Source organism: Halovibrio sp. HP20-59 (genome assembly GCF_033052795.2).
Lineage (GTDB): Bacteria > Pseudomonadota > Gammaproteobacteria > Pseudomonadales > Halomonadaceae > Vreelandella.
The window spans coordinates 139,699-158,529 of record NZ_JAWJUW020000002.1; the positions used below are offsets into that span (position 1 = coordinate 139,699).

At 55.5% G+C, this 18,831-nt stretch carries 16 protein-coding genes; 6 read left to right on the forward strand and 10 right to left on the reverse strand.

The window, feature by feature from the left end:
- Positions 1-25: 25 nt before the first annotated feature.
- The 10 genes from RZA33_RS02825 to RZA33_RS02870 all read right to left on the reverse strand — a co-directional run bounded on the left by RZA33_RS02825 (position 26) and on the right by RZA33_RS02870 (position 10,175).
- Entirely contained in the window at positions 26-742 is a 717-nt protein-coding gene (locus RZA33_RS02825; protein ID WP_317506334.1) for an electron transport complex subunit E, read from the reverse strand.
- Positions 739-1,374, reverse strand: a complete 636-nt coding sequence (gene rsxG, locus RZA33_RS02830; RefSeq protein ID WP_317506335.1) for an electron transport complex subunit RsxG — start codon at positions 1,372-1,374, stop codon at positions 739-741. The genes RZA33_RS02825 and rsxG overlap by 4 nt, the downstream gene beginning before the upstream one ends.
- Positions 1,371-2,411 (reverse strand): RnfABCDGE type electron transport complex subunit D, encoded by a 1,041-nt coding sequence (locus tag RZA33_RS02835; protein ID WP_317506336.1) that lies wholly within the window; start codon positions 2,409-2,411, stop codon positions 1,371-1,373. Before RZA33_RS02835 ends, rsxG begins: the two co-directional genes overlap by 4 nt.
- Positions 2,408-4,099 (reverse strand): electron transport complex subunit RsxC, encoded by a 1,692-nt coding sequence (rsxC, locus tag RZA33_RS02840; RefSeq protein WP_317506337.1) that lies wholly within the window; start codon positions 4,097-4,099, stop codon positions 2,408-2,410. The genes RZA33_RS02835 and rsxC overlap by 4 nt, the downstream gene beginning before the upstream one ends.
- Positions 4,083-4,694: an electron transport complex subunit RsxB gene (gene rsxB, locus RZA33_RS02845; RefSeq protein WP_317506338.1), complete on the reverse strand. Its 612-nt coding sequence runs from the start codon at positions 4,692-4,694 to the stop codon at positions 4,083-4,085. The genes rsxC and rsxB overlap by 17 nt, the downstream gene beginning before the upstream one ends.
- A 15-nt stretch (positions 4,695-4,709) precedes the next feature.
- Positions 4,710-5,291, reverse strand: coding sequence for an electron transport complex subunit RsxA (gene rsxA, locus RZA33_RS02850; protein ID WP_317506339.1), 582 nt, complete (start codon positions 5,289-5,291; stop codon positions 4,710-4,712).
- A 127-nt stretch (positions 5,292-5,418) separates the two neighbouring features.
- A complete protein-coding gene (gene metG / locus RZA33_RS02855) occupies positions 5,419-7,455 on the reverse strand; it encodes a methionine--tRNA ligase (protein WP_317506340.1) in 2,037 nt (678 codons plus the stop codon).
- Positions 7,456-7,575: 120 nt separating this feature from the next.
- Positions 7,576-7,857, reverse strand: coding sequence for a hypothetical protein (locus RZA33_RS02860; protein ID WP_317506341.1), 282 nt, complete (start codon positions 7,855-7,857; stop codon positions 7,576-7,578).
- 107 nt (positions 7,858-7,964) lie between these two features.
- Positions 7,965-9,146 carry a 1-acyl-sn-glycerol-3-phosphate acyltransferase gene (locus RZA33_RS02865; protein ID WP_317506342.1) on the reverse strand — a complete coding sequence of 394 codons (1,182 nt, stop codon included), beginning with the start codon at positions 9,144-9,146 and terminating at the stop codon, positions 7,965-7,967.
- A gap of 99 nt (positions 9,147-9,245) precedes the next feature.
- Positions 9,246-10,175 (reverse strand): recombination-associated protein RdgC, encoded by a 930-nt coding sequence (locus tag RZA33_RS02870; RefSeq protein WP_317506343.1) that lies wholly within the window; start codon positions 10,173-10,175, stop codon positions 9,246-9,248.
- 148 nt (positions 10,176-10,323) lie between these two features.
- On the opposite strand from RZA33_RS02870, the gene RZA33_RS02875 reads away from it, so the two are divergent.
- From RZA33_RS02875 to cmk, 6 genes are all read left to right on the forward strand, one after another.
- Positions 10,324-10,758, forward strand: coding sequence for a thioesterase family protein (locus tag RZA33_RS02875; RefSeq protein WP_317506344.1), 435 nt, complete (start codon positions 10,324-10,326; stop codon positions 10,756-10,758).
- A gap of 151 nt (positions 10,759-10,909) precedes the next feature.
- Positions 10,910-13,636, forward strand: a complete 2,727-nt coding sequence (gene gyrA, locus RZA33_RS02880) for a DNA gyrase subunit A (protein ID WP_317506345.1) — start codon at positions 10,910-10,912, stop codon at positions 13,634-13,636.
- Complete coding sequence (serC, locus tag RZA33_RS02885; RefSeq protein ID WP_317506346.1) at positions 13,620-14,723, forward strand: 3-phosphoserine/phosphohydroxythreonine transaminase; 1,104 nt, start codon at positions 13,620-13,622, stop codon at positions 14,721-14,723. Before gyrA ends, serC begins: the two co-directional genes overlap by 17 nt.
- 5 nt (positions 14,724-14,728) lie before the next feature.
- A complete protein-coding gene (gene pheA / locus RZA33_RS02890) occupies positions 14,729-15,820 on the forward strand; it encodes a prephenate dehydratase (RefSeq protein WP_317506347.1) in 1,092 nt (363 codons plus the stop codon).
- 5 nt (positions 15,821-15,825) lie between these two features.
- Positions 15,826-18,105, forward strand: a complete 2,280-nt coding sequence (locus RZA33_RS02895; RefSeq protein ID WP_317506590.1) for a bifunctional prephenate dehydrogenase/3-phosphoshikimate 1-carboxyvinyltransferase — start codon at positions 15,826-15,828, stop codon at positions 18,103-18,105.
- Positions 18,098-18,793 (forward strand): (d)CMP kinase, encoded by a 696-nt coding sequence (gene cmk / locus RZA33_RS02900; protein WP_317506348.1) that lies wholly within the window; start codon positions 18,098-18,100, stop codon positions 18,791-18,793. The genes RZA33_RS02895 and cmk overlap by 8 nt, the downstream gene beginning before the upstream one ends.
- The last annotated feature ends 38 nt before the right edge of the window (positions 18,794-18,831 follow it).

Genomic DNA, 18,831 nt, shown 5'->3' on the forward strand with positions numbered 1-18,831 from the left:
TTTTACGAACAGTTTTTACGAACGGTTATTTAATCGTGCCGGTGACCCGTACGCGGCGATCGGTACGAGGTACATCGGCCACCGGCTTGGCACGGGCTGCGTTGCGTTGGTCGATGGCATTTTTCAGCGCGATCAGCATACCAGCGACAAAAAACGCCCCCGGCGGCAGTACAAAAAACAGGAACTGGTAGTCATCGGCGAGCGTTAGCTGCCAATTAGCTGCCATTGAACCGAACAGCAACGACATATCGCTAAACAGCGTGCCTTGCCCGAAGAGTTCGCGCAGGGCGCCCAGCAGTATCAACACAGCGCCAAAGCCGAGTCCCATCATTAAGCCGTCGATAGCCGCGGGCAGCACTGGCTGGCGCGAGGCAAAGGCGTCGGCGCGGCCTAAGATGGCGCAGTTGGTGACAATCAGCGGAAGAAAAATACCCAACACTTGGTAGAGCGGGTAGGCGTAGGCGGCCATGAGTAGCTCTGCGCAGGTGACGAAAGCGGCAATCACCATCACAAAAGCAGGCAGGCGCACGGCGCTGGGCACTTGGTGACGGATGAGGGAGATGGTTGTGCTGGCGCCCACCATCACCAACAGCGTGGCCAGCGCCAAGCCCATCGCATTAACCACGCTGCCGCTAACCGCCAGCAGCGGGCATAACCCCAGCAACTGAACTAGCGCAGGATTATTCGACCAAAGCCCGTCTTGGGCTAGTTGTCGCCATTGGCTTTTTGGACTGAGGCTCATGTGCCGGGCTCCTCAAAGGTAATCGGTAGCGGCGCTTCGTCAGCGTATTGCAACGCTTTATGAACGGCATTAACCACGGCGCGAGGAGTAATCGTGGCGCCTGTAAAGGCGTCAAAATGGCCACCGTCTTTAGCCACCGCCCAGCCTCCCGGCGGTAGGCTGTCTAGCGTTAGGCCATTAAAATGGGTAATCCAATCGCTGCGACGGCGTTCAATATCATCACCCAGGCCAGGGGTTTCCTGGTGCTGGGTAACCCGCACGCCGCTGATGCGTTGCTGTTGGTCAATGCCGACGAGTAGCCGGATTTCACCGTTATAGCCTTGCCGCGTGACCACCGGCAGGATCACCGCGCCGTTCTCATGATCACTTACCCACCAGCCTTGGCTATCACTTTCCAGGCCTAGCGCCTGCGGGTTTGGCAGCACAAACGTGCCCTCCAGCACTTGGCTAACCGGCGTATTGGCCAGTGATTCGGGCAGCACTTGCGCTAGCTGACGGTGCTGGTAAGCCAATTGATGGGTGGCTATACGTTCGGCGGTGAGCGCGCGGGTTAGTCCAACGCTACCTGCCGTCACCAGCGCAAAGGTGCCTAGCGCAAGTGCGCCGCGCTGCATGGCCTGAAAGAGCGTCATGGCTGCTCTCCTGGCGGTGACTCATGACCCGTGGGGCGCGGCACGCTGTATATATCCAACAGGGGCACGCACAGATTCATCAATAATACCGCAAACGCGACGGCGTCTGGGTAGCCACCAAAAGTGCGAATAATGATCACCAGCGCGCCAATGCCCGCACCGTAAATTAATTTGCCACGCCGACTGCTGGCAGCCGACACCGGGTCGGTGGCGATGAAGAAAGCGCCAAACAGCGCTGCGCCGGTGAGCAGGTGAAACAGCGGTGAGGCAAAATGGCTGGGGTCGCTGAGATAAAACAGCGTGGCCAGTAGCAGCATACTGCTCAGCATGGCGACTGGAATATGCCAGCTGATAATACGCTTAAACACTAACAGCAAGCCACCCGCCAACCATGCTAGCGCCACCCATCGCCAGGCACTTAAGGCTCCATCCGGCAGCGGATTCGTTGCCCAGAATTCGCTGGCCAGCACGGCCTCGCCTTTGTGCTTAAAGGCATCCAGCGGTGTGGCACCGCTTAAACTGTCTAACTGCGCGGTTGGCAACCTGCCGGCAATCTGTGCCCACAGGCCGCTGGGCAGTAGCCCTTGGGGCGGCGCCCAAAGCGTCATATAAGTGGGAAACGACACCAGCAACAGCGCGTAGCCAACCATGGCGGGGTTGAACGGGTTCTGGCCCAAACCACCATAAAGCTGCTTGGCGACCACAATCGCCGCGATCATGCCCACGCCGATCAGCCACCAGGGGCTCGCCGGGGGCAGCGATACACCTAGCAGCACGCCCGTTAACAGCGCACTGGAATCGTTTAGGGTCGAACGTAAAGGCCGCCGCCGAAGGCGCAACACCGCCGCTTCAAACGCCAGGCCAAAGGCCGCTGCCAACACCACGTTGCTGAGCACGCCTAAGCCAAAGAAATAGCTCATGGTGGCAATGCCGGGCAGGGTGGCGATGATCACCCAGCGCATTAAGGTAGCGGTGGGAGGAACGGTAGCACCGGTAGGCTTGGCATCGTTCACCTGTGAGGCGTGCATCATGCTCATGGTGATTCCTGGCTGGGAGAGGGCGCAGGCGTCGGCGTCGGTTGCTGCTGTGCCTGCGCTAGCTGTAGCTCTGCGGCGTTCAGGTTTTCTTTGGCGGTTGCCAGTTGGGTTTCTAAATCATCGAGGGGCTGTTGCGGGTCCTGTTGGGCTACCCGGGCCAGGTTTTTTTCGGCTTTTCTGACCGATGCTTTGGCCGCCGCATGGGCGATCCGCAGGCCGCGCAGGTCAACCTCTCCGCTGCTGGCTGCCGCCGAGCTGGAAGGCGTTCGACGGCTTTGGGCTTGGCGTGCTTCTTTGCGCGCCTGCTTCTCGACCTCTTCTCGGGCGATCCGTGCTTGGCGAAATTCAAAACGGTGTTTGGCGTGCTCGGCTTTCGTCGCCTCAATGCGTTGCTGCCGCAGCCGATGCTTGGCGTCGCGATAATCATCCACCAGCGCAATCTGGCTGGGGCAGACGTAGCTGCAGGCGCCGCACTCAATGCAGTCAAACAGATGATAGCGCTCCAGCTGCTTATCGTCTTCGGCGCGGGCGTACCAGTGCAGCTGCTGTGGCAGCAGCGCCACAGGGCAAACGCTTTCGCACTCGCCGCAGCGAATGCAGGGCGATTCTGGCGGGGCCGGTGGCAGTTCTTCAAGCGTTGCCGCAATTAAACAGTTGGTAAGCTTCGTCACCGGGGTGTCGGGCGTTAGCAGTGGAGACCCCATCATGGGCCCACCTTGAATGACTTGATTTAATGCCAGGGTGTTCAGCCCCGCCTGCTCCAGCAGCCCTCTAACCGATGTGCCCAGGCGTACCCAGCGATTACCGGGCTGGGCAATGGCTTCGCCCGTTAAGGTGACAACTCTGGAAACGAGCGGCTGGCCATCACGCACGGCGTACAGAACCGCCAGTAGCGTGCCTGGGTTATGGCACAGCACGCCGACATCCGCGGGAAGGCCGCCGCTGGGCACGTTGAGGTCGAGTAGCTTTTTAATCAATTGACGTTCGCCGCCGCTGGGGTAGCGAGTGGGTATGACTTTCAGCTCAACGTCGATTGGCTGGCCGTTTGCCTGGTTAAGTGACAGGGCCTGCTTCAGCGCTTCAATGGCCTCGGGTTTATTATCCTCAATGCCAATAACGATATTTTTTGCGCCGCACAGCCTGGCGATTATCTGCGCGCCTTCAAGCACCTCACTAGAATAATGCCGCAGAGTAAGGTCGTCGGCGGTGATATAGGGCTCGCACTCGGCGGCGTTCATCACCAGGGTATGAATCGCGTGGTGCTCAACCACCCGCGCTTTAATATGCGTGGGAAAACCAGCGCCGCCTAAACCGACGATACCGCTCTCGTTTAAGCGCTCCAGCAGAACGGCGGGCTTTTCATACTGCCAGTCGATGCTAGGCAGCCGCTGCCAGGTATCGTGGCCATCGCCTTCGATGCTGATGTGTGTAGCGCTAACCTCGGTGACTACGCCGCTAAGGCTGGCGTGCACGTCGCTGGAGATCATGCCTTCGCGTTTGGCAATCATGCTACCTACTTTTACCTGATCACCTTGCGTCACGCAGGGCGTGGCAGGCTGGCCACTGTGCTGTTGCAGCGGCAGTGTCACCCGGCTGGGCAACGCTGCGTCAATTAGCGTCGCCTGATTGGAGCGTTGCTTACGTTCAGGCGGATGAATGCCACCGGGAAAATCAAACGCGCTGGGCATGAACACCTCTAAGCGACCCTTGCTGGTCGCTGGCAATTAAATCCGGCGAAGGCGTTATAACCGGCTGCCACTGGGTGATGGGTGAAGAGCGCGGCAGCATATCGATACAGTCTACCGGGCAGGGGTCAAGGCACAGATCGCAACCGGTGCACTCGTCTTCAATCACAGTGTGCATCTGTTTGGCGGCGCCGATAATCGCATCCACCGGGCAGGCTTGAATGCATTTGGTACAGCCGATGCACTCCGCTTCGCGAATAAACGCGACTTTGACGTCGCTCGGGGCGTCGCCATCAAGCGGTTCGGGCTTGCGGCCTAAAAGATCAGCCAGGGCATGGATAGTTGCCTCACCCCCCGGCGGGCATTTATTCAGCGCATCGCCCTGGTTAATTGCCTCGGCGTAAGGGCGGCAGCCTGGGTAGCCACATTGGCCGCATTGTGTCTGGGGTAGCAGGGCGTCAATTTGCTCAACCAACGGGTTGTCTTCGCGCTTGAAACGCTCGCTAACCACGCCTAGTAAGGCACCGAAGCCAAGGCCTAAACCGGTTAGTGCGCCGATAGCGCTGATGATGCTCCATAGCTGCATGCTGTCACTCATTGCCTATTGCCTTCTTCACCCTTGTGCCAAGCCGGAAAAGCCCAAAAATGCCAGCGACATCAGGCTGGCAGTCACCATCGCAATGGCGGCACCTTGAAAAGGCTTGGGAATATCCGCGTTAGCTAACCGTTCACGCATCGCTGCGAAGAGTACCAAAATAAGCGAAAAGCCTAGCGCCGCACCTAACCCATAAAGGGTCGTGTGAAAAAAGCTCAACCCACGGTTTAGCGACAGCAAGGCGACACCCAGCACTGCGCAGTTAGTGGTAATCAGCGGCAGAAAAATACCCAGTACCTGATGCAGCAGCGGGCTTAGCTGGCGCACCATAATTTCGGTGAATTGTACGACCGCTGCGATCACCACAATAAAGCTGATGGTGCGCAGGTAGGCCACATCCAGCGGCACCAGCAGCCCATGATAGACGACAAAGCTCGCCGCCGACGCCAGGGTCAGCACAAAGGTCGTTGCCAGGGACATGCCCATGGCCGACTCCAGTTTATTGGAGACGCCCATAAAGGGGCACAGGCCGAGAAATTGGACCAACACGAAATTGTTAACCAGCGCGGTGCTGATCAAAATGATAAATAGCTCGCTCATAGCAGCGTATTGTGCGAAGAAATTGAGGTTTTAGCTAGAGGCGTGGTGTCGCGTGACCTAGACCTGAAAAATGGCTGACGAGAGGGCAGTGCCTTGACGACTCTGCCCTTGAAACAGATAGCGTTAATTAGGTAACCCGTTGGCCTGGTTCGGCACCCGTGTCAGGCGAGAGCAAGTAGATACCGTCTTCGTTGGCTGAGGCCAGTACCATACCTTCCGATATCCCAAAGCGCATTTTACGCGGGGCCAGGTTGGCGACCATGACCGTTAAGCGACCTTCCAAGGCTTCTGGCGCGTAGGCAGAGCGAATGCCGGAAAACACGTTGCGGGTTTCGCCTCCCAGGTCGAGGGTTAACTGCAATAGTTTATCGGCACCTTCGACATAGCCGGCCTTGGCAATGCGCGCAATGCGTAGGTCGACTTTGGCAAAGGCTTCAAAGTCGATTTCCTCAGCGATGGGGTCTTCCGCCAGCGGGCCTTTGGGCACCTCTTTGAGTTTTTGCTCTTCCACGAGGTCTTCCTTCGATGCTTCAATCATGGCGTCGATTTTATCGCGTTCGACGCGGGTCATCAGCGGCTTGAATTTGTTGATCGAATGCTCGGTGAGTACACTTTGGCGAGAGTGCCAATCCAACGACGCGATGTTTAGGAACTCGCGGGCTTGTTCAGCCATCGCTGGTACCACGGGGGCAAGATAGACCATCAGTTGGCGGAACAGATTAATGCCTACCGAGCATATATCCAGCACTTCCGAATCGCGCCCCTCTTGCTTGGCCAGTGCCCAAGGTTCTTTGTCGGCAATATAGGTGTTGGCTTCGTCCGCCAGTTCCATAATTTTGCGCATTGCACGGCTAAATTCCCGGGCTTCAAAGTCGTCGGCAATATCGTCACCGGCAGCAATAAAACGGGCGATCATCTGTGGCTCAGCGCAGTGTCCGGAAAGGTTTCCACCGCCAAGCTTTTTGACAAAACCAGCGCAGCGGCTGGCGATGTTGACCACTTTGCCGACTAAATCTGAGTTTACTCGCGCGGTGAAGTCATCCAGGTTCAAATCCAAATCGTCGACTTTGGAGGTGAGCTTGGCGGCGAAGTAGTAGCGCAAGTATTCCGGGTTAAGGTGATCGGCATAAGTCGCCGCTTTGATAAAAGTGCCGCGGGATTTTGACATCTTGGCCCCGTCCACCGTTAAAAAGCCATGGCAATTAACGGCGGTGGGGGTGCGCAGGTCGGCACCGTGCAGCATGGCGGGCCAGAACAGCGCATGGAAGTAGACAATGTCTTTACCGATAAAGTGATACACCTCGGCGCTAGAGTCTTTGTTCCAGTAACTATCGAAGTCGATGCCATCACGATCGCAGAGGTTTTTAAAACTAGCGAGATAACCAATCGGGGCGTCTAGCCAGACATAGAAGTACTTGCCCGGCGCATCGGGAATTTCAAAGCCGAAGTAAGGCGCGTCACGAGAAATATCCCACTCGTTAAAACCCGATTCAAACCACTCCATCAGCTTATTGCGAATTTGCGGCTGCACGTGGCCGTCATCTATCCAGCGCTGTAAAAAGTCGGCAAAGTCGGGGAGCTTAAAGAAGTAGTGGGTCGAGGTGCGTACTTCGGGTGTGGCGCCTGAAATGGCGGAAACGGGATTGATCAAGTCGGCGGGGGTGTAAGTGGCCCCACACTTTTCACAGTTATCGCCGTACTGGTCATCAGCGCCGCACTTAGGGCAAGTGCCTTTAATAAAGCGATCGGCCAGAAATAAGCCTTTTTGCGGATCAAACATCTGCTCGATATCGCGCGTGGCGATATGGCCTTTGTCGCGCAAGCGCGTATAAATCATTTCGCTGAGTTGGCGGTTTTCAGCGGAGTGGGTCGAATGATAGTTATCGAAGCTAACACCGAAACGGGCAAAGTCTGTTTGGTGGTCGTTGGAAACCCGCTCAATCAGCGCTTCTGAGGTAATACCTTCCTGCTCGGCACGCAGCATAATAGCGGTGCCATGGGCGTCATCGGCGCACACGTAATAGCACTGTTGGCCACGACTTTTCTGAAAACGTACCCAGATATCCGTCTGGATATACTCCAATAAGTGACCGAGATGAATGGCTCCGTTAGCGTAAGGGAGCGCGCTAGTCACCAATATGTTGCGCGTGGCGGTAGTAGACATGGTGAAAAAGAGTTCCGAGTAAATAAGGAGCCGTTGAGGCAATAACAAAAAAGACAGCGAAGCGGCTAACGGCTTCGCCGATGACATTTTTACCGATATTGGTGTTAAACGCTGTTGGCGTTAATACAGCGCTTGCTCTTCTTGAACCACTTCGCGCAGTAGCTCTAAAAAGAGCCTATCGGCTTCAGAGTGTTCAGCCGGGTCTTCCGGTATATGCACGCTAGTGGTATCGGAAATTTCGTTAGCGATACGCGCCATGACCGCTGGGCTATTGCCTTCTGCAAGCTGTTCGCGAGCAATCGAAAGGGATTGGTCGAGGATTTTAGGGTCTTGTAACAGCTTACGAATAAAGTCACGTAGTTCGTTAATAATGCGCGTTTTCTGAATTTCTGAACCGGACATGGAAGTCTCCTCAGGATCGCGATTGACGACAGCGCCAAGTAAGATCGATCAATGCGTTGACCATAGCATTTTTTTGCCCAGCAGGCATGGTTAGCATTATGCAGTTATTATAAGGTTAGGCGCCCCGCTTTATGCTTAACAGGGTTTGCATACTGAGCAAGCCAGTAGGGCCGTAATGGCTCTGGGACAGTGGCTAAACGGGCGTTAAAGCGTTCCCTGTCTTGTCGCGTAATCGCTTTACGGGCCACCAGTTCAGGCGCTTCCCCCAAAGCTTCTAAGGCTAGATAGTGACTGGGGAACAAGCGATAGCCGCCGATCACTTGACGGTCAATTTCAGCCGCCACTTCATCGGGCGTGGCCATGTCAGCGCCGACCGGCGTGCCAAAATGCAACCTTACACGACCCTTGGAGCCGGTAATGCCCGCCACAATAGAGCTAATATCTTCAAACTCACTTTTGGCGTAGCTGCCTTGGGTATCGATATCGTGTAGTTCCTGAGCCTTTTGCACATCGCAGGGATCGTACTCGTAGCTAATCGATACCGGCACTAGTTTTAGCTCGGCAATCGCCTCACCAAACACCATGTCACGCTCAGCGGCTCGTCTGGCCATGATTAACATCTTGATGATAGCGGGCTCGGTATGGTCGATGCCGTTTTTGGCCCGACCTTCGCGCTGTGCCATCCAGATAGAATGCTGGTCTTCGGTGATTGTGTGACGAATATACGCTGAAAGCTGCTGGAAAGCGGCGAGCATGGCGCGCTTGCCACGCGCGCTACGCGGCACAATAAAACTCTTATTCAGCCGCATTAGATCAGTGACATAGGGCTTTTTCAGCAGATTGTCACCAATGGCGATGCGCACTGTGCCTCGGTTCGCCTGATAAAGTGCATAGTTGACGAAGGCGGGGTCCAGCGAGATATCACGGTGGTTGCCGATAAACAGGTAAGCGCCCGCCGGGTCGAGTTTCTCAAGGCCGGTAACTTCAAAGGCGTCTGTGGTGGTACGAATCATGCGTTCCATATAATGGGCAATACGCATTTGAAAGTCGTAAACCGTTGACACATCTTTGACTTCACGGCGAACGGCACGGCTGGCTAGCATGCGAGCCAACGAAGGGGCCCAGCGGGCCAAACGAGGCAGCCGAAAGCGGGTTAGCGCATCCAGTAGCTCGTTGTCGCGTGAAAGCCTGGCAAGCACATCGGCCACTTCGTGATCCATAAAGGGCCGGATATCGGCCCATGGGTCTGTCGTGTTAGAGGCGGTGGTAACGTTATTTTGATCAGTCATGCGAACCGTTAGATGATAAACCGTTGAAATATAAATAATCAGTATCGACTAAGCGCATCGAGACGAAAAAGTTATTTAGACGAACCTAGCATAGAGCCCTCACTGCGCGGCGGGTTCCCGTTGCGTTTCGCCTCCGAGCCACTCTATCAAGCGCGGGATATCGGCGGATAGCGCCTGCGCCATTAAGATAAAGTCCGTTTCCAGGCGCGCGAGGGCATCATCACCGTCATCAGCGTGGTCGGCTTCTTCAATCAACGCATCGCCAAAGCGCAGCGATTTCAGTGCCAAATCGTCGTGTAATACAAAGCTTAGGCGACCTTCCAGGCTGATCGCCAGTTTACTGGCTTGACGGCCGCTCTCAAGCAGTTGCTGAATTTCATCGCTGTCTAAATCGACTTGCCGGGCACGTAATACGCCATCGTCGCCCTTGGCTTTGAGCTCAACCTGATCACCCAGTTGCAGGTCGGCAGGGCGGCTGGCTGCATCGCCCAGCCAGGTCGTCATGGCGCGGATAGGCAGCGTTTGAGAACTCAATGGAGTGACCTTTAAGCTGCCCAGGGTTTCGCGCAGCAAATCCAAAATGTCTTCGGCACGGGTACGCGAGCTGGCGTTGATGCCAATTAGCTGGCTGCGAGTGTCCCACCAAAGGTCGATTTTCTGGCTGCGTACAAACGCCCGAGGGAGTAACTCTTCGGTGATCTGTTCTTTTAACGCGGTTTTCTCTTTACGTGTAACTTTGCGACCTTCGCTAGCCTCTATGTCGGCAACCTGCTCATCGACTTCTTCTTTGACAACGGAAGCTGGCAGCAGGCGTTCTTGGCGCAGCGCTGAAAGCAGACGGTGCGCTTGGAGTTCGTGCACAAGCTGACCGCTGCCCAAACGTCCGGCGGGTGCTGTCCAGCCGAGGCGGCGCGCATCGGCATTGCCGAGTGGTTTGGCGGCATGCTCCTGTAAGGCGCCTTCAAGCGCATCGCTGGGTAATTCGGGCGCGTCGTGCAGGCGATATAAATGCAAGTGCTTAAACCACATGGGGCCAATCCTGTTCAAAAGGTGGCACATTATGGCGAAAGCGGGGCATTCCTACCAGCGTACCGGTGTCAATCAGGCTGTTGCACGTGTTTCAAACTTGTGTTTGATTGAGCCGTTAACCGTTAACCGTTAACAGAGAGGAGCTAATATGACGACATCATTATCACGGGTTCAGTTGCGTGTTCGAGGTTATCACCTGGATGGTTACGGGCATGTCAATAACGCTCGCTATCTGGAGTTTATGGAAGAAGGCCGCTGGGATTTTTTTGATCAACACCCGGCGCTGATTAAAGAGCTTCACCAAGCTGGGTGCGCGTTTGTGGTGGTCAATTTAAACATTGATTATCTCGCCGCAGCGCTTCAAGGCGATGACCTGGAAATTTTGACCGGGATTGTCGAAGTCGGTGACCGTAGTGCCTTATGTCATCACCGTATTGTGCGCAAAGATGGCAAGGTAATCGCTCAGGCGGATTTAACTTTTGTACTGCTGGATATGCGTGCCAATAAAGCCGCCGCCATAGAAGGGGAGGTGCGCGAGACGCTCACCGCATTAACCTTGTCGAAAGAGGCATTTGCTACCTAAACGGCTTTGCTGAGCTGCCTGGCTGCCCTTGCCGCTTTTGCAGTGGTATGATGGTAGCGTATTTGCGCGCCGCCCTATGTTGCTATTAGGGCGGTGTTTTTAAGCGCTTCAACTCTCGCAGTGCCAATGCAGTGCAAAGGATCTGACTTTCATGGGTGACATCGCCAGAGAAATCTTGCCCGTCAATATTGAAGACGAGCTTAAACAGTCGTATCTCGACTATGCGATGAGCGTCATTATCGGCCGCGCGCTTCCCGATGTGCGGGACGGCCTAAAACCAGTTCACCGGCGTGTGCTGTTTGCCATGCATGAACTGAGTAATGACTGGAATAAACCGTACAAGAAGTCGGCGCGTGTCGTCGGCGATGTCATCGGTAAATACCATCCGCACGGCGATAGCGCGGTATACGATACTATCGTACGCATGGCGCAGCACTTCTCGATGCGCCATGTACTGGTCGACGGCCAAGGTAACTTCGGTTCTATCGATGGGGATAACGCGGCGGCCATGCGTTATACCGAGGTGCGCATGTCGCGCCTTGCTCACGAGCTGCTCGCTGACCTGGAAAAAGATACCGTCGATTGGGTCGATAACTACGACGGTACTGAACGTATTCCCGCGGTAATGCCTACCAAAACGCCCAACCTGCTGATCAACGGCTCGTCGGGTATTGCGGTGGGCATGGCGACCAATATCCCGCCGCATAACATGCGCGAAGTCATCGACGGCTGTTTGGCGTTAATCGACGACTACACGCTTTCGGTGGATGACTTGATGGAGTACATCCCCGGTCCGGATTTCCCTACCGGCGCGATTATTAACGGCCGTGCGGGTATTTTGTCAGCGTATCGCACTGGCCGCGGGCGTATTTATGTGCGCGCCTGCCACACCATTGAGCACCACGACAAAACCGGTCGCGATCACATCATCATCACCGAGCTGCCTTATCAGGTGAATAAGGCGCGGTTGATCGAGAAAATCGCTGAGCTGGTTAAAGAAAAGAAAATAGATGGCATCGCAGAACTGCGCGATGAGTCGGATAAAGATGGCCTGCGTGTTGTCATCGAGATCAAGCGCGGTGAGTCCGGCGACGTGGTGGTCAATAACCTGTTTGCCCAGACACAGCTGCAGAATGTCTTCGGCATCAATATGGTCGCGCTGGAAAACGGACAGCCGCGCACGCTCAATCTTAAAGAAATGCTGGAAGCCTTTATTCGCCACCGCCGCGAAGTGGTTACCCGGCGCACGCTGTATGAGCTGAAAAAAGCCCGTGAGCGTGGCCATCTGTTAGAAGGCCTGGCAGTGGCTATCTCGAATATCGATCAAGTCATCGAGCTGATTAAAGCCTCGCCCAACGCTGCTGAGGCGCGTGAAAAACTGCTGGCTAAAACCTGGCAACCCGGCCAAGTGACCGCGATGCTTGAGCGGGCGGGGGCGACTTCCTGCAAACCCGAAGACTTGGAAGAAGGCTTTGGTTTAAACCCTACGGCCACTTCTTATCGCCTATCGCCAGCCCAAGCGCAGGCAATTCTCGAATTGCGCCTGCACCGTTTGACCGGGCTTGAGACAGAGAAGCTGCTTGATGAGTACCTGTCGATTCTTGAGAAAATTGCTGAATTGACTGAGATTCTGGCATCAGCTGACCGCTTGATGGAAGTCATTCGCGAAGAGTTGCATGCCGTGCGTGATCAGTTTGGCGACGACCGCCGTACTGAGATTCAGGCCAGTCATCTGGATCTTTCCATGGAGGACTTGATCGCCGAAGAAGACATGGTGGTCACCGTGTCGCGCTCTGGCTATGCCAAGACGCAGCCGTTGTCGGATTACCAGGCCCAGCGCCGTGGCGGCCGCGGTAAGTCTGCTACCGCTATGAAAGATGAAGACGTGATTGAGCACCTGTTGGTAGCGTCAACTCACGATACCGTGCTGCTGTTCTCCAATCGCGGCAAAGTGTACTGGTTGAAAGTGTATGAAATGCCTAACGCCAGTCGCGGCTCGCGGGGTAAACCGCTGGTGAATATGCTGCCGTTGGAAGAAGGTGAGGCGGTTAACGCCATCTTGCCGGTGCGTGACTACAACCCCGATAACTATATTTTCTTCGCCACGGCCAAAGGCACCGTCAAGCGGACTAGCCTTGAGCAGTTCTCGCGGCCGCGCAGCGTTGGTTTGATTGCCATTGATCTTGAAGAGGGTGACCGCTTAGTGGGTGCGGCGATTACCACGGGTAATGACCATGCCATGCTGCTGTCGTCTAATGGTAAGGCGATTCGCTTTGAAGAGGGCAATGCCCGTTCCATGGGTCGTACCGCCCGTGGCGTTCGCGGTATGCGTCTGGCTGGCGATGCGGAAGTTATCAGCCTGATTATTCCCAAGAGTCAGCAGATCGACGCTGAAGCGGATGCCGAGACCGAAGCGCAGGGCGGCGAACAAGAGGGTGTTGTGGCCGAAACGTCTGATGGTCAAATCTACATTATGACCGCCAGCGAGAACGGTTACGGCAAGCGCACTCGCTTGGAAGAGTTCCCGCTGCGTGGCCGTGGTGGCCAGGGTGTCATCGCCATGCAGACCAGTGAGCGTAACGGTTCGCTAGTGGCGGCGATGCAGATCTATGACAGCGATGAAATGATGCTGATCACTGACCGCGGCACGCTGGTGCGTACTCGTGTGGAAGAAGTCTCGACCACGTCGCGTAATACGCAGGGTGTGATGCTGATTCGCCTCGGCAAAGAAGAGAAGCTGGTCAAAACGGTGCGTGTTGATGAGCCGGAAGAGAGCGATGAGGTAAGCGATCTTGAAGAAGCCAGCCTTGACGACTCCCAGGCGAGCGAATCATCCGATAACGCACAGGACATAGGGACCGATGACACGTCACTATAATTTCTGCGCAGGGCCTGCGGCCCTGCCGGTAGTGGTGCTTGAACGCGCCCGGGAAGAGCTGCTGGACTATCATGGCCGCGGCCTTTCGGTAATGGAAATGAGCCATCGTAGCGACGAGTTTGTCGCTATTGCCGAGCGCGCCGAAGCGGATTTTCGAAAGCTTCTGGGCGTGCCGGATAATTACAAAGTGCTGTTTTTGCAAGGTGGCGCCAGTATGCAGTTCGCCATGCTGCCGATGAACTTACTGGGCCAAGGCGGTAGCGGCAACTTTATTCAGACCGGTATTTGGGGCAAAAAAGCGATTGCTGAGGCTAAGCGACTTGGTTTTGGTTGTCATGTGGCTGCCAGTAGTGAGCCCAATGGCCATACGGCGGTGCCCGCGCGTGACAGTCTTCAGGTAAGTGCCGACGCTGCTTATTTGCACTACACCTCTAACGAAACCATTGGCGGTTTAGAGTTTGACTACACGCCTCAGGTTCAGCGTGCCGACGGCGCAAGCGTGCCGCTGGTCTGTGATATGTCGTCTAATATCCTCTCTGGGCCGATCGACGTTAGCCAATTTGGCGTCATCTACGCTGGGGCACAGAAAAATATCGGCCCCGCTGGGTTAACACTGGTGGTTGTGCGTGACGACCTATTAGACAAGGCGCAAGCGGGTATTCCTTCGCTCTTTGATTATCAAATGCTGGCGGACGCTGGGTCGATGGTCAATACGCCCCCCACTTACGCCTGGTACCTAGCTGGGCTAGTTTTTCAGTGGCTGAAAGACGATATCGGCGGGTTAGAAGCGATGGATGCTATCAATCAGCGTAAAGCCGATAAACTTTACGCCGCGATTGATGAAAGCGAGTTTTATAGCAATCCCATTGCTAAAGCAAACCGTTCGCGCATGAACGTGCCCTTTGTATTGGCCGACTCGGCGCTGGATAAAGCGTTTTTACAGCAGGCCGATGCGGCGGGGCTGCTGAATTTAAAAGGTCACCGCAGTGTGGGCGGTATGCGTGCCAGCCTTTATAACGCGGTGCCCGAGTCTGCAGTAGATGCATTAATTGCATTTATGGCCGATTTTGAACAAACAAGGGGCTAACCACCATGTCCGATATGTCGACTAATCTTGATGAGCTGCGTCAGCGCATCGATCAACTTGATAGCGATATTCTCAATCTGATCAGCGAGCGCGCCAGCTGCGCCCAGCAGGTAGCCCGCGTCAAGCTGGCCGAAGATAACGACGCGGTGTTTTATCGCCCCGAGCGTGAGGCTCAGGTGTTGCGGCGCATCATGGCGTTGAACAAAGGTCCGCTTGATTCAGAAGAGATGGCGCGCTTGTTCCGCGAAATCATGTCGGCGTGTTTGGCGCTTGAGCAGCCGGTCAAGGTGGCTTATTTAGGCCCTGAGGGGACCTTTACTCAGCAAGCGGCACTTAAACACTTTGGCGAAAGTGCAGTAAGTTTGCCCATGGCCGCCATCGACGAAGTGTTTCGTGAAGTGGAGGCGGGCGCCGTTCACTACGGCGTGGTGCCGGTGGAAAATTCCACCGAAGGGGTGGTTAATCACACCCTGGATACCTTTATGGGCTCCTCGATCAAAATTTGTGGCGAGGTGGTGCTGCGTATCCACCACCACTTGCTGGTTAGCGAAACCACGCGCCGGGACAAAGTCTCGCGTATCTATTCGCACCCGCAGTCTTTCGCCCAGTGTCGTAAATGGCTTGATGCGCACTTTCCGCATGCTGAGCGCGTACCGGTCTCTTCTAATGCCGAAGCCGCTAAGTTAGTCAAAACCGAGTGGCATAGCGCGGCAATTGCCGGCGATATGGCCGCTAAGCTCTATGACCTTGACCATATTGCCGAAAAAATTGAAGACAGCCCAGACAACTCCACGCGGTTTTTGATTATTGGCAACCAGGATGTGCCCATGGCGGGAGAGGACAAAACCTCAATTGTGGTCGCTATGCGCAACCAGCCAGGGACGCTGCATGCGTTGTTAGAGCCGTTTCATCGTCACCAAATAGATTTAACTCGCCTTGAAACGCGGCCATCGCATACCGGGGTTTGGAATTACGTCTTTTTCATTGATTTTAAAGGCCATCGTGATGAACCCAAGGTTGCAGCAGTGCTTGAAGAAGTGCAGCTACGGGCGGCGGATCTGCGCGTGCTCGGCTCCTACCCCATAGGCGTGCTGTGACGTTAATGGCCGAAGGTAGCGTTAAAACATCAAGTTGCCATGAGTCGCGCATATTGGTTGTTGGTCTGGGATTGATTGGTGGTTCGCTAGCGGCAGCATTGCGCGCAGCCGGGTTTCAGGGGCAAATTGTTGCCTGTGATCCTGATAGTAGTGAGATTGGTTGCGGTATTGAGATGGGGCTGATCGACTCAGGCGGCACCCACCTAGCTGAGCAGGTCAATGGCGCCACCATGGTGGTGCTAGCGGTGCCGGTGCTTGCCATGGAGAGCGTGATGGCAAGCTTGGCCGACGCACTACCTAACGCGTCGGCTGACGTTGTGATCACCGACGTCGGCAGTACCAAGGCGACTATTCGTGCCTGCGCCCAGCGAGTATTCGGTCAAGTGCCTACCAATATGGTGCTGGGGCATCCCATTGCCGGTTCAGAAAAAAGCGGTGTGGCGGCGGCGAATCCGCGTCTTTATGTGGATCACAAGGTGATCTTGACCCCGGAGCCCAGCGTAGACCCGAATGCTCTACAGCGCGTGCGCTGCCTATGGGAAGCCTGCGGCGCCGAGGTGCTGGAAATGGACGTGGAGCGCCACGATCAAGTGCTGGCGCGCACCAGTCACCTGCCCCATTTGCTGGCTTTTTCATTGGTAGATACGCTGGCGCGTCAGGATGAGCGGTTGGATATTTTCCGTTACGCTGCGGGCGGCTTTCGCGACTTTACCCGTATCGCAGGTAGCGATCCGGTCATGTGGCGAGATATTTTTATTGCCAATAAGCAGGCGGTTTTAGCGTCGCTGAATGATTTTGAAGCGGGGCTATCTCGATTGCGCCATGCGGTAGAAACCGGTGACAGTGATGCGCTGATTGCTACCTTTGATCGGGCCAGTCATGCCCGGCACTATTTTGACACTTTATTGAATAAAACCAGTTATCAGGCGGAATATCATATGCAACCACAAGGTAAGGTCAGCTACCGTGTGCAGCCGGGCGGTCAGGCCCAAGGGCGCTTGCGCGTTCCCGGCGATAAATCAATGTCGCATCGCTCCATTATGCTAGGGGCGCTGGCTGAAGGCGCCACCGAGGTAAAAGGCTTTCTGGAAGGCGAGGATAGCTTAGCGACGCTGCAGGCGTTTCGTGAAATGGGCGTGGCGATTGAAGGCCCGCATCAGGGCCGTGTGACGATTCATGGCGTCGGCATGCACGGCTTAAAAGCGCCCGCTGGTCCGATCTATGTGGGTAATTCGGGTACCGCTATGAGGCTGTTCTCAGGGCTGCTCGCTGGCCAGGCGTTTGATAGTGAGCTAACCGGCGATGAGTCACTGACTAAACGCCCGATGGCCCGCGTGGCTGATCCGCTGCGTTTAATGGGGGCTATCATCGATACCGCTGAGGGCGGGCGTCCGCCGCTGAAGATTCGTGGTGGCGCTAACCTTAAGGGCATCTATTACGATATGCCCATGGCCAGTGCCCAGGTTAAATCTTGCCTCCTCTTAGCGGGACTGTATGCCGAAGGTGAAACTCGTGTGCGCGAACCCGCGCCGACCCGTGACCACACCGAACGCATGCTTAATGGTTTTGGCTATGCGGTTTCCCGCGAAGGCGATACCTGCTGGCTTCAAGGGGGCGGCAAGCTGACCGCAGGGCCGATTGATGTGCCGTCGGATATTTCCTCTGCGACGTTCTTTCTGGTCGCGGCGGCCATTACACCTGGCGCCGATATCACCCTTGAACACGTGGGTATTAACCCCACCCGGATTGGCGTGATTAATATTTTGACCCTGATGGGAGCCGATTTAACGCTAGAAAATAAGCGCGAAGTAGGTGGGGAACCAGTGGCCGATATCCATATTCGCTACGCGCCGCTTAAAGGTATTGATATCCCCGTCGATCAAGTGCCGTTGGCAATCGATGAGTTTCCTGCACTGTTTATTGCCGCCGCTAACGCTGAAGGCGTGACCCGTCTGCGCGGTGCTGAAGAGCTACGTGTTAAAGAGTCAGATCGCATTCAGGCCATGGCCGATGGCTTAGCTGTTTTAGGTGTCCAGCACCGTGTAGTCGAAGACGGCATCGATATTACCGGCAACGGTAATACGCAACAGGCAAGCTACGGCGGTGGCCGTATCGATAGCTTAGGTGATCACCGTATTGCTATGGCGTTTGCGATTGCCGCGCTTCGCGCCGATGAAGACATTGTGATTGAAGATTGTGCCAATGTAGCGACCTCTTTTCCTGATTTTGTTGAATTGGCCACGCGCATTGGCATGGGCGTTAGCGTAGAGGGTGCCCATGAGTAATTGCGCTTCAATCCCCGTGGTTACCATTGATGGTCCCGGCGGCGCCGGTAAAGGCACTATCAGCGGTTTAGTAGCAGAGCGGTTAGGTTGGCATTTGCTGGACAGCGGCGCGCTGTACCGGTTAACTGCCCAGGCAGCGGTTAAACACCATATCGCTCTCGATGATGAATTAGGGCTGGCATCTTTAGCGCAGCGACTCGATGTCGCATTTCCGGTTGAAGATGGTCAGCCACGCACTTTCCTTGAAAGTGAAGATGTGAGCCAATTGATCCGTACCGAACAGGCCGGCGAGCGCGCTTCACAAGTTGCCGCATTGCCCGCGGTCCGCCAAGCGCTGCTACAGCGACAACGTGATTTTTGCCAATCTCCCGGATTAGTGGCCGACGGTCGTGATATGGGAACAGTGGTATTTCCCGATGCAATGCTGAAGATTTTTTTAACCGCGAGCGCCGATGAAAGAGCGCGTCGGCGTTATCTACAGTTGCAGGAAGCCGGCGTGGATGCTAGTCTTTCGAGTCTTTTAAAGGAGATTCAGGCACGCGATGCACGCGACACGCAGCGCAATGTGGCTCCTCTCAAGCCGGCAGACGATGCCATTACGCTTGATACCACGCGCCTGAGCATACCGGAAGTGGTAGATCGACTGACCGAACTGCTCGCCCAAAAAGGGCTGGTAAGCGGCGTGTGATTCTCCCTTGCGGCGCTTTTGGATAGGTGTCACGACGT

Excerpts from the sequence above, each read along its gene's own strand:
- serC (WP_317506346.1), top strand. The coding sequence starts at position 13,620 with ATGACACGTCACTATAATTTCTGCGCAGGGCCTGCGGCCCTGCCGGTA.
- RZA33_RS02825 (WP_317506334.1), bottom strand. The coding sequence starts at position 742 with ATGAGCCTCAGTCCAAAAAGCCAATGGCGACAACTAGCCCAAGACGGG.
- RZA33_RS02875 (WP_317506344.1), top strand. The coding sequence starts at position 10,324 with ATGACGACATCATTATCACGGGTTCAGTTGCGTGTTCGAGGTTATCAC.
- rsxA (WP_317506339.1), bottom strand. The coding sequence starts at position 5,291 with ATGAGCGAGCTATTTATCATTTTGATCAGCACCGCGCTGGTTAACAAT.
- rsxG (WP_317506335.1), bottom strand. The coding sequence starts at position 1,374 with ATGACGCTCTTTCAGGCCATGCAGCGCGGCGCACTTGCGCTAGGCACC.
- pheA (WP_317506347.1), top strand. The coding sequence starts at position 14,729 with ATGTCCGATATGTCGACTAATCTTGATGAGCTGCGTCAGCGCATCGAT.
- cmk (WP_317506348.1), top strand. The coding sequence starts at position 18,098 with ATGAGTAATTGCGCTTCAATCCCCGTGGTTACCATTGATGGTCCCGGC.
- gyrA (WP_317506345.1), top strand. The coding sequence starts at position 10,910 with ATGGGTGACATCGCCAGAGAAATCTTGCCCGTCAATATTGAAGACGAG.
- RZA33_RS02865 (WP_317506342.1), bottom strand. The coding sequence starts at position 9,146 with ATGACTGATCAAAATAACGTTACCACCGCCTCTAACACGACAGACCCA.
- RZA33_RS02895 (WP_317506590.1), top strand. The coding sequence starts at position 15,826 with ATGGCCGAAGGTAGCGTTAAAACATCAAGTTGCCATGAGTCGCGCATA.
- rsxB (WP_317506338.1), bottom strand. The coding sequence starts at position 4,694 with ATGAGTGACAGCATGCAGCTATGGAGCATCATCAGCGCTATCGGCGCA.
- RZA33_RS02870 (WP_317506343.1), bottom strand. The coding sequence starts at position 10,175 with ATGTGGTTTAAGCACTTGCATTTATATCGCCTGCACGACGCGCCCGAA.
- RZA33_RS02860 (WP_317506341.1), bottom strand. The coding sequence starts at position 7,857 with ATGTCCGGTTCAGAAATTCAGAAAACGCGCATTATTAACGAACTACGT.
- metG (WP_317506340.1), bottom strand. The coding sequence starts at position 7,455 with ATGTCTACTACCGCCACGCGCAACATATTGGTGACTAGCGCGCTCCCT.
- RZA33_RS02835 (WP_317506336.1), bottom strand. The coding sequence starts at position 2,411 with ATGAGCATGATGCACGCCTCACAGGTGAACGATGCCAAGCCTACCGGT.
- rsxC (WP_317506337.1), bottom strand. The coding sequence starts at position 4,099 with ATGCCCAGCGCGTTTGATTTTCCCGGTGGCATTCATCCGCCTGAACGT.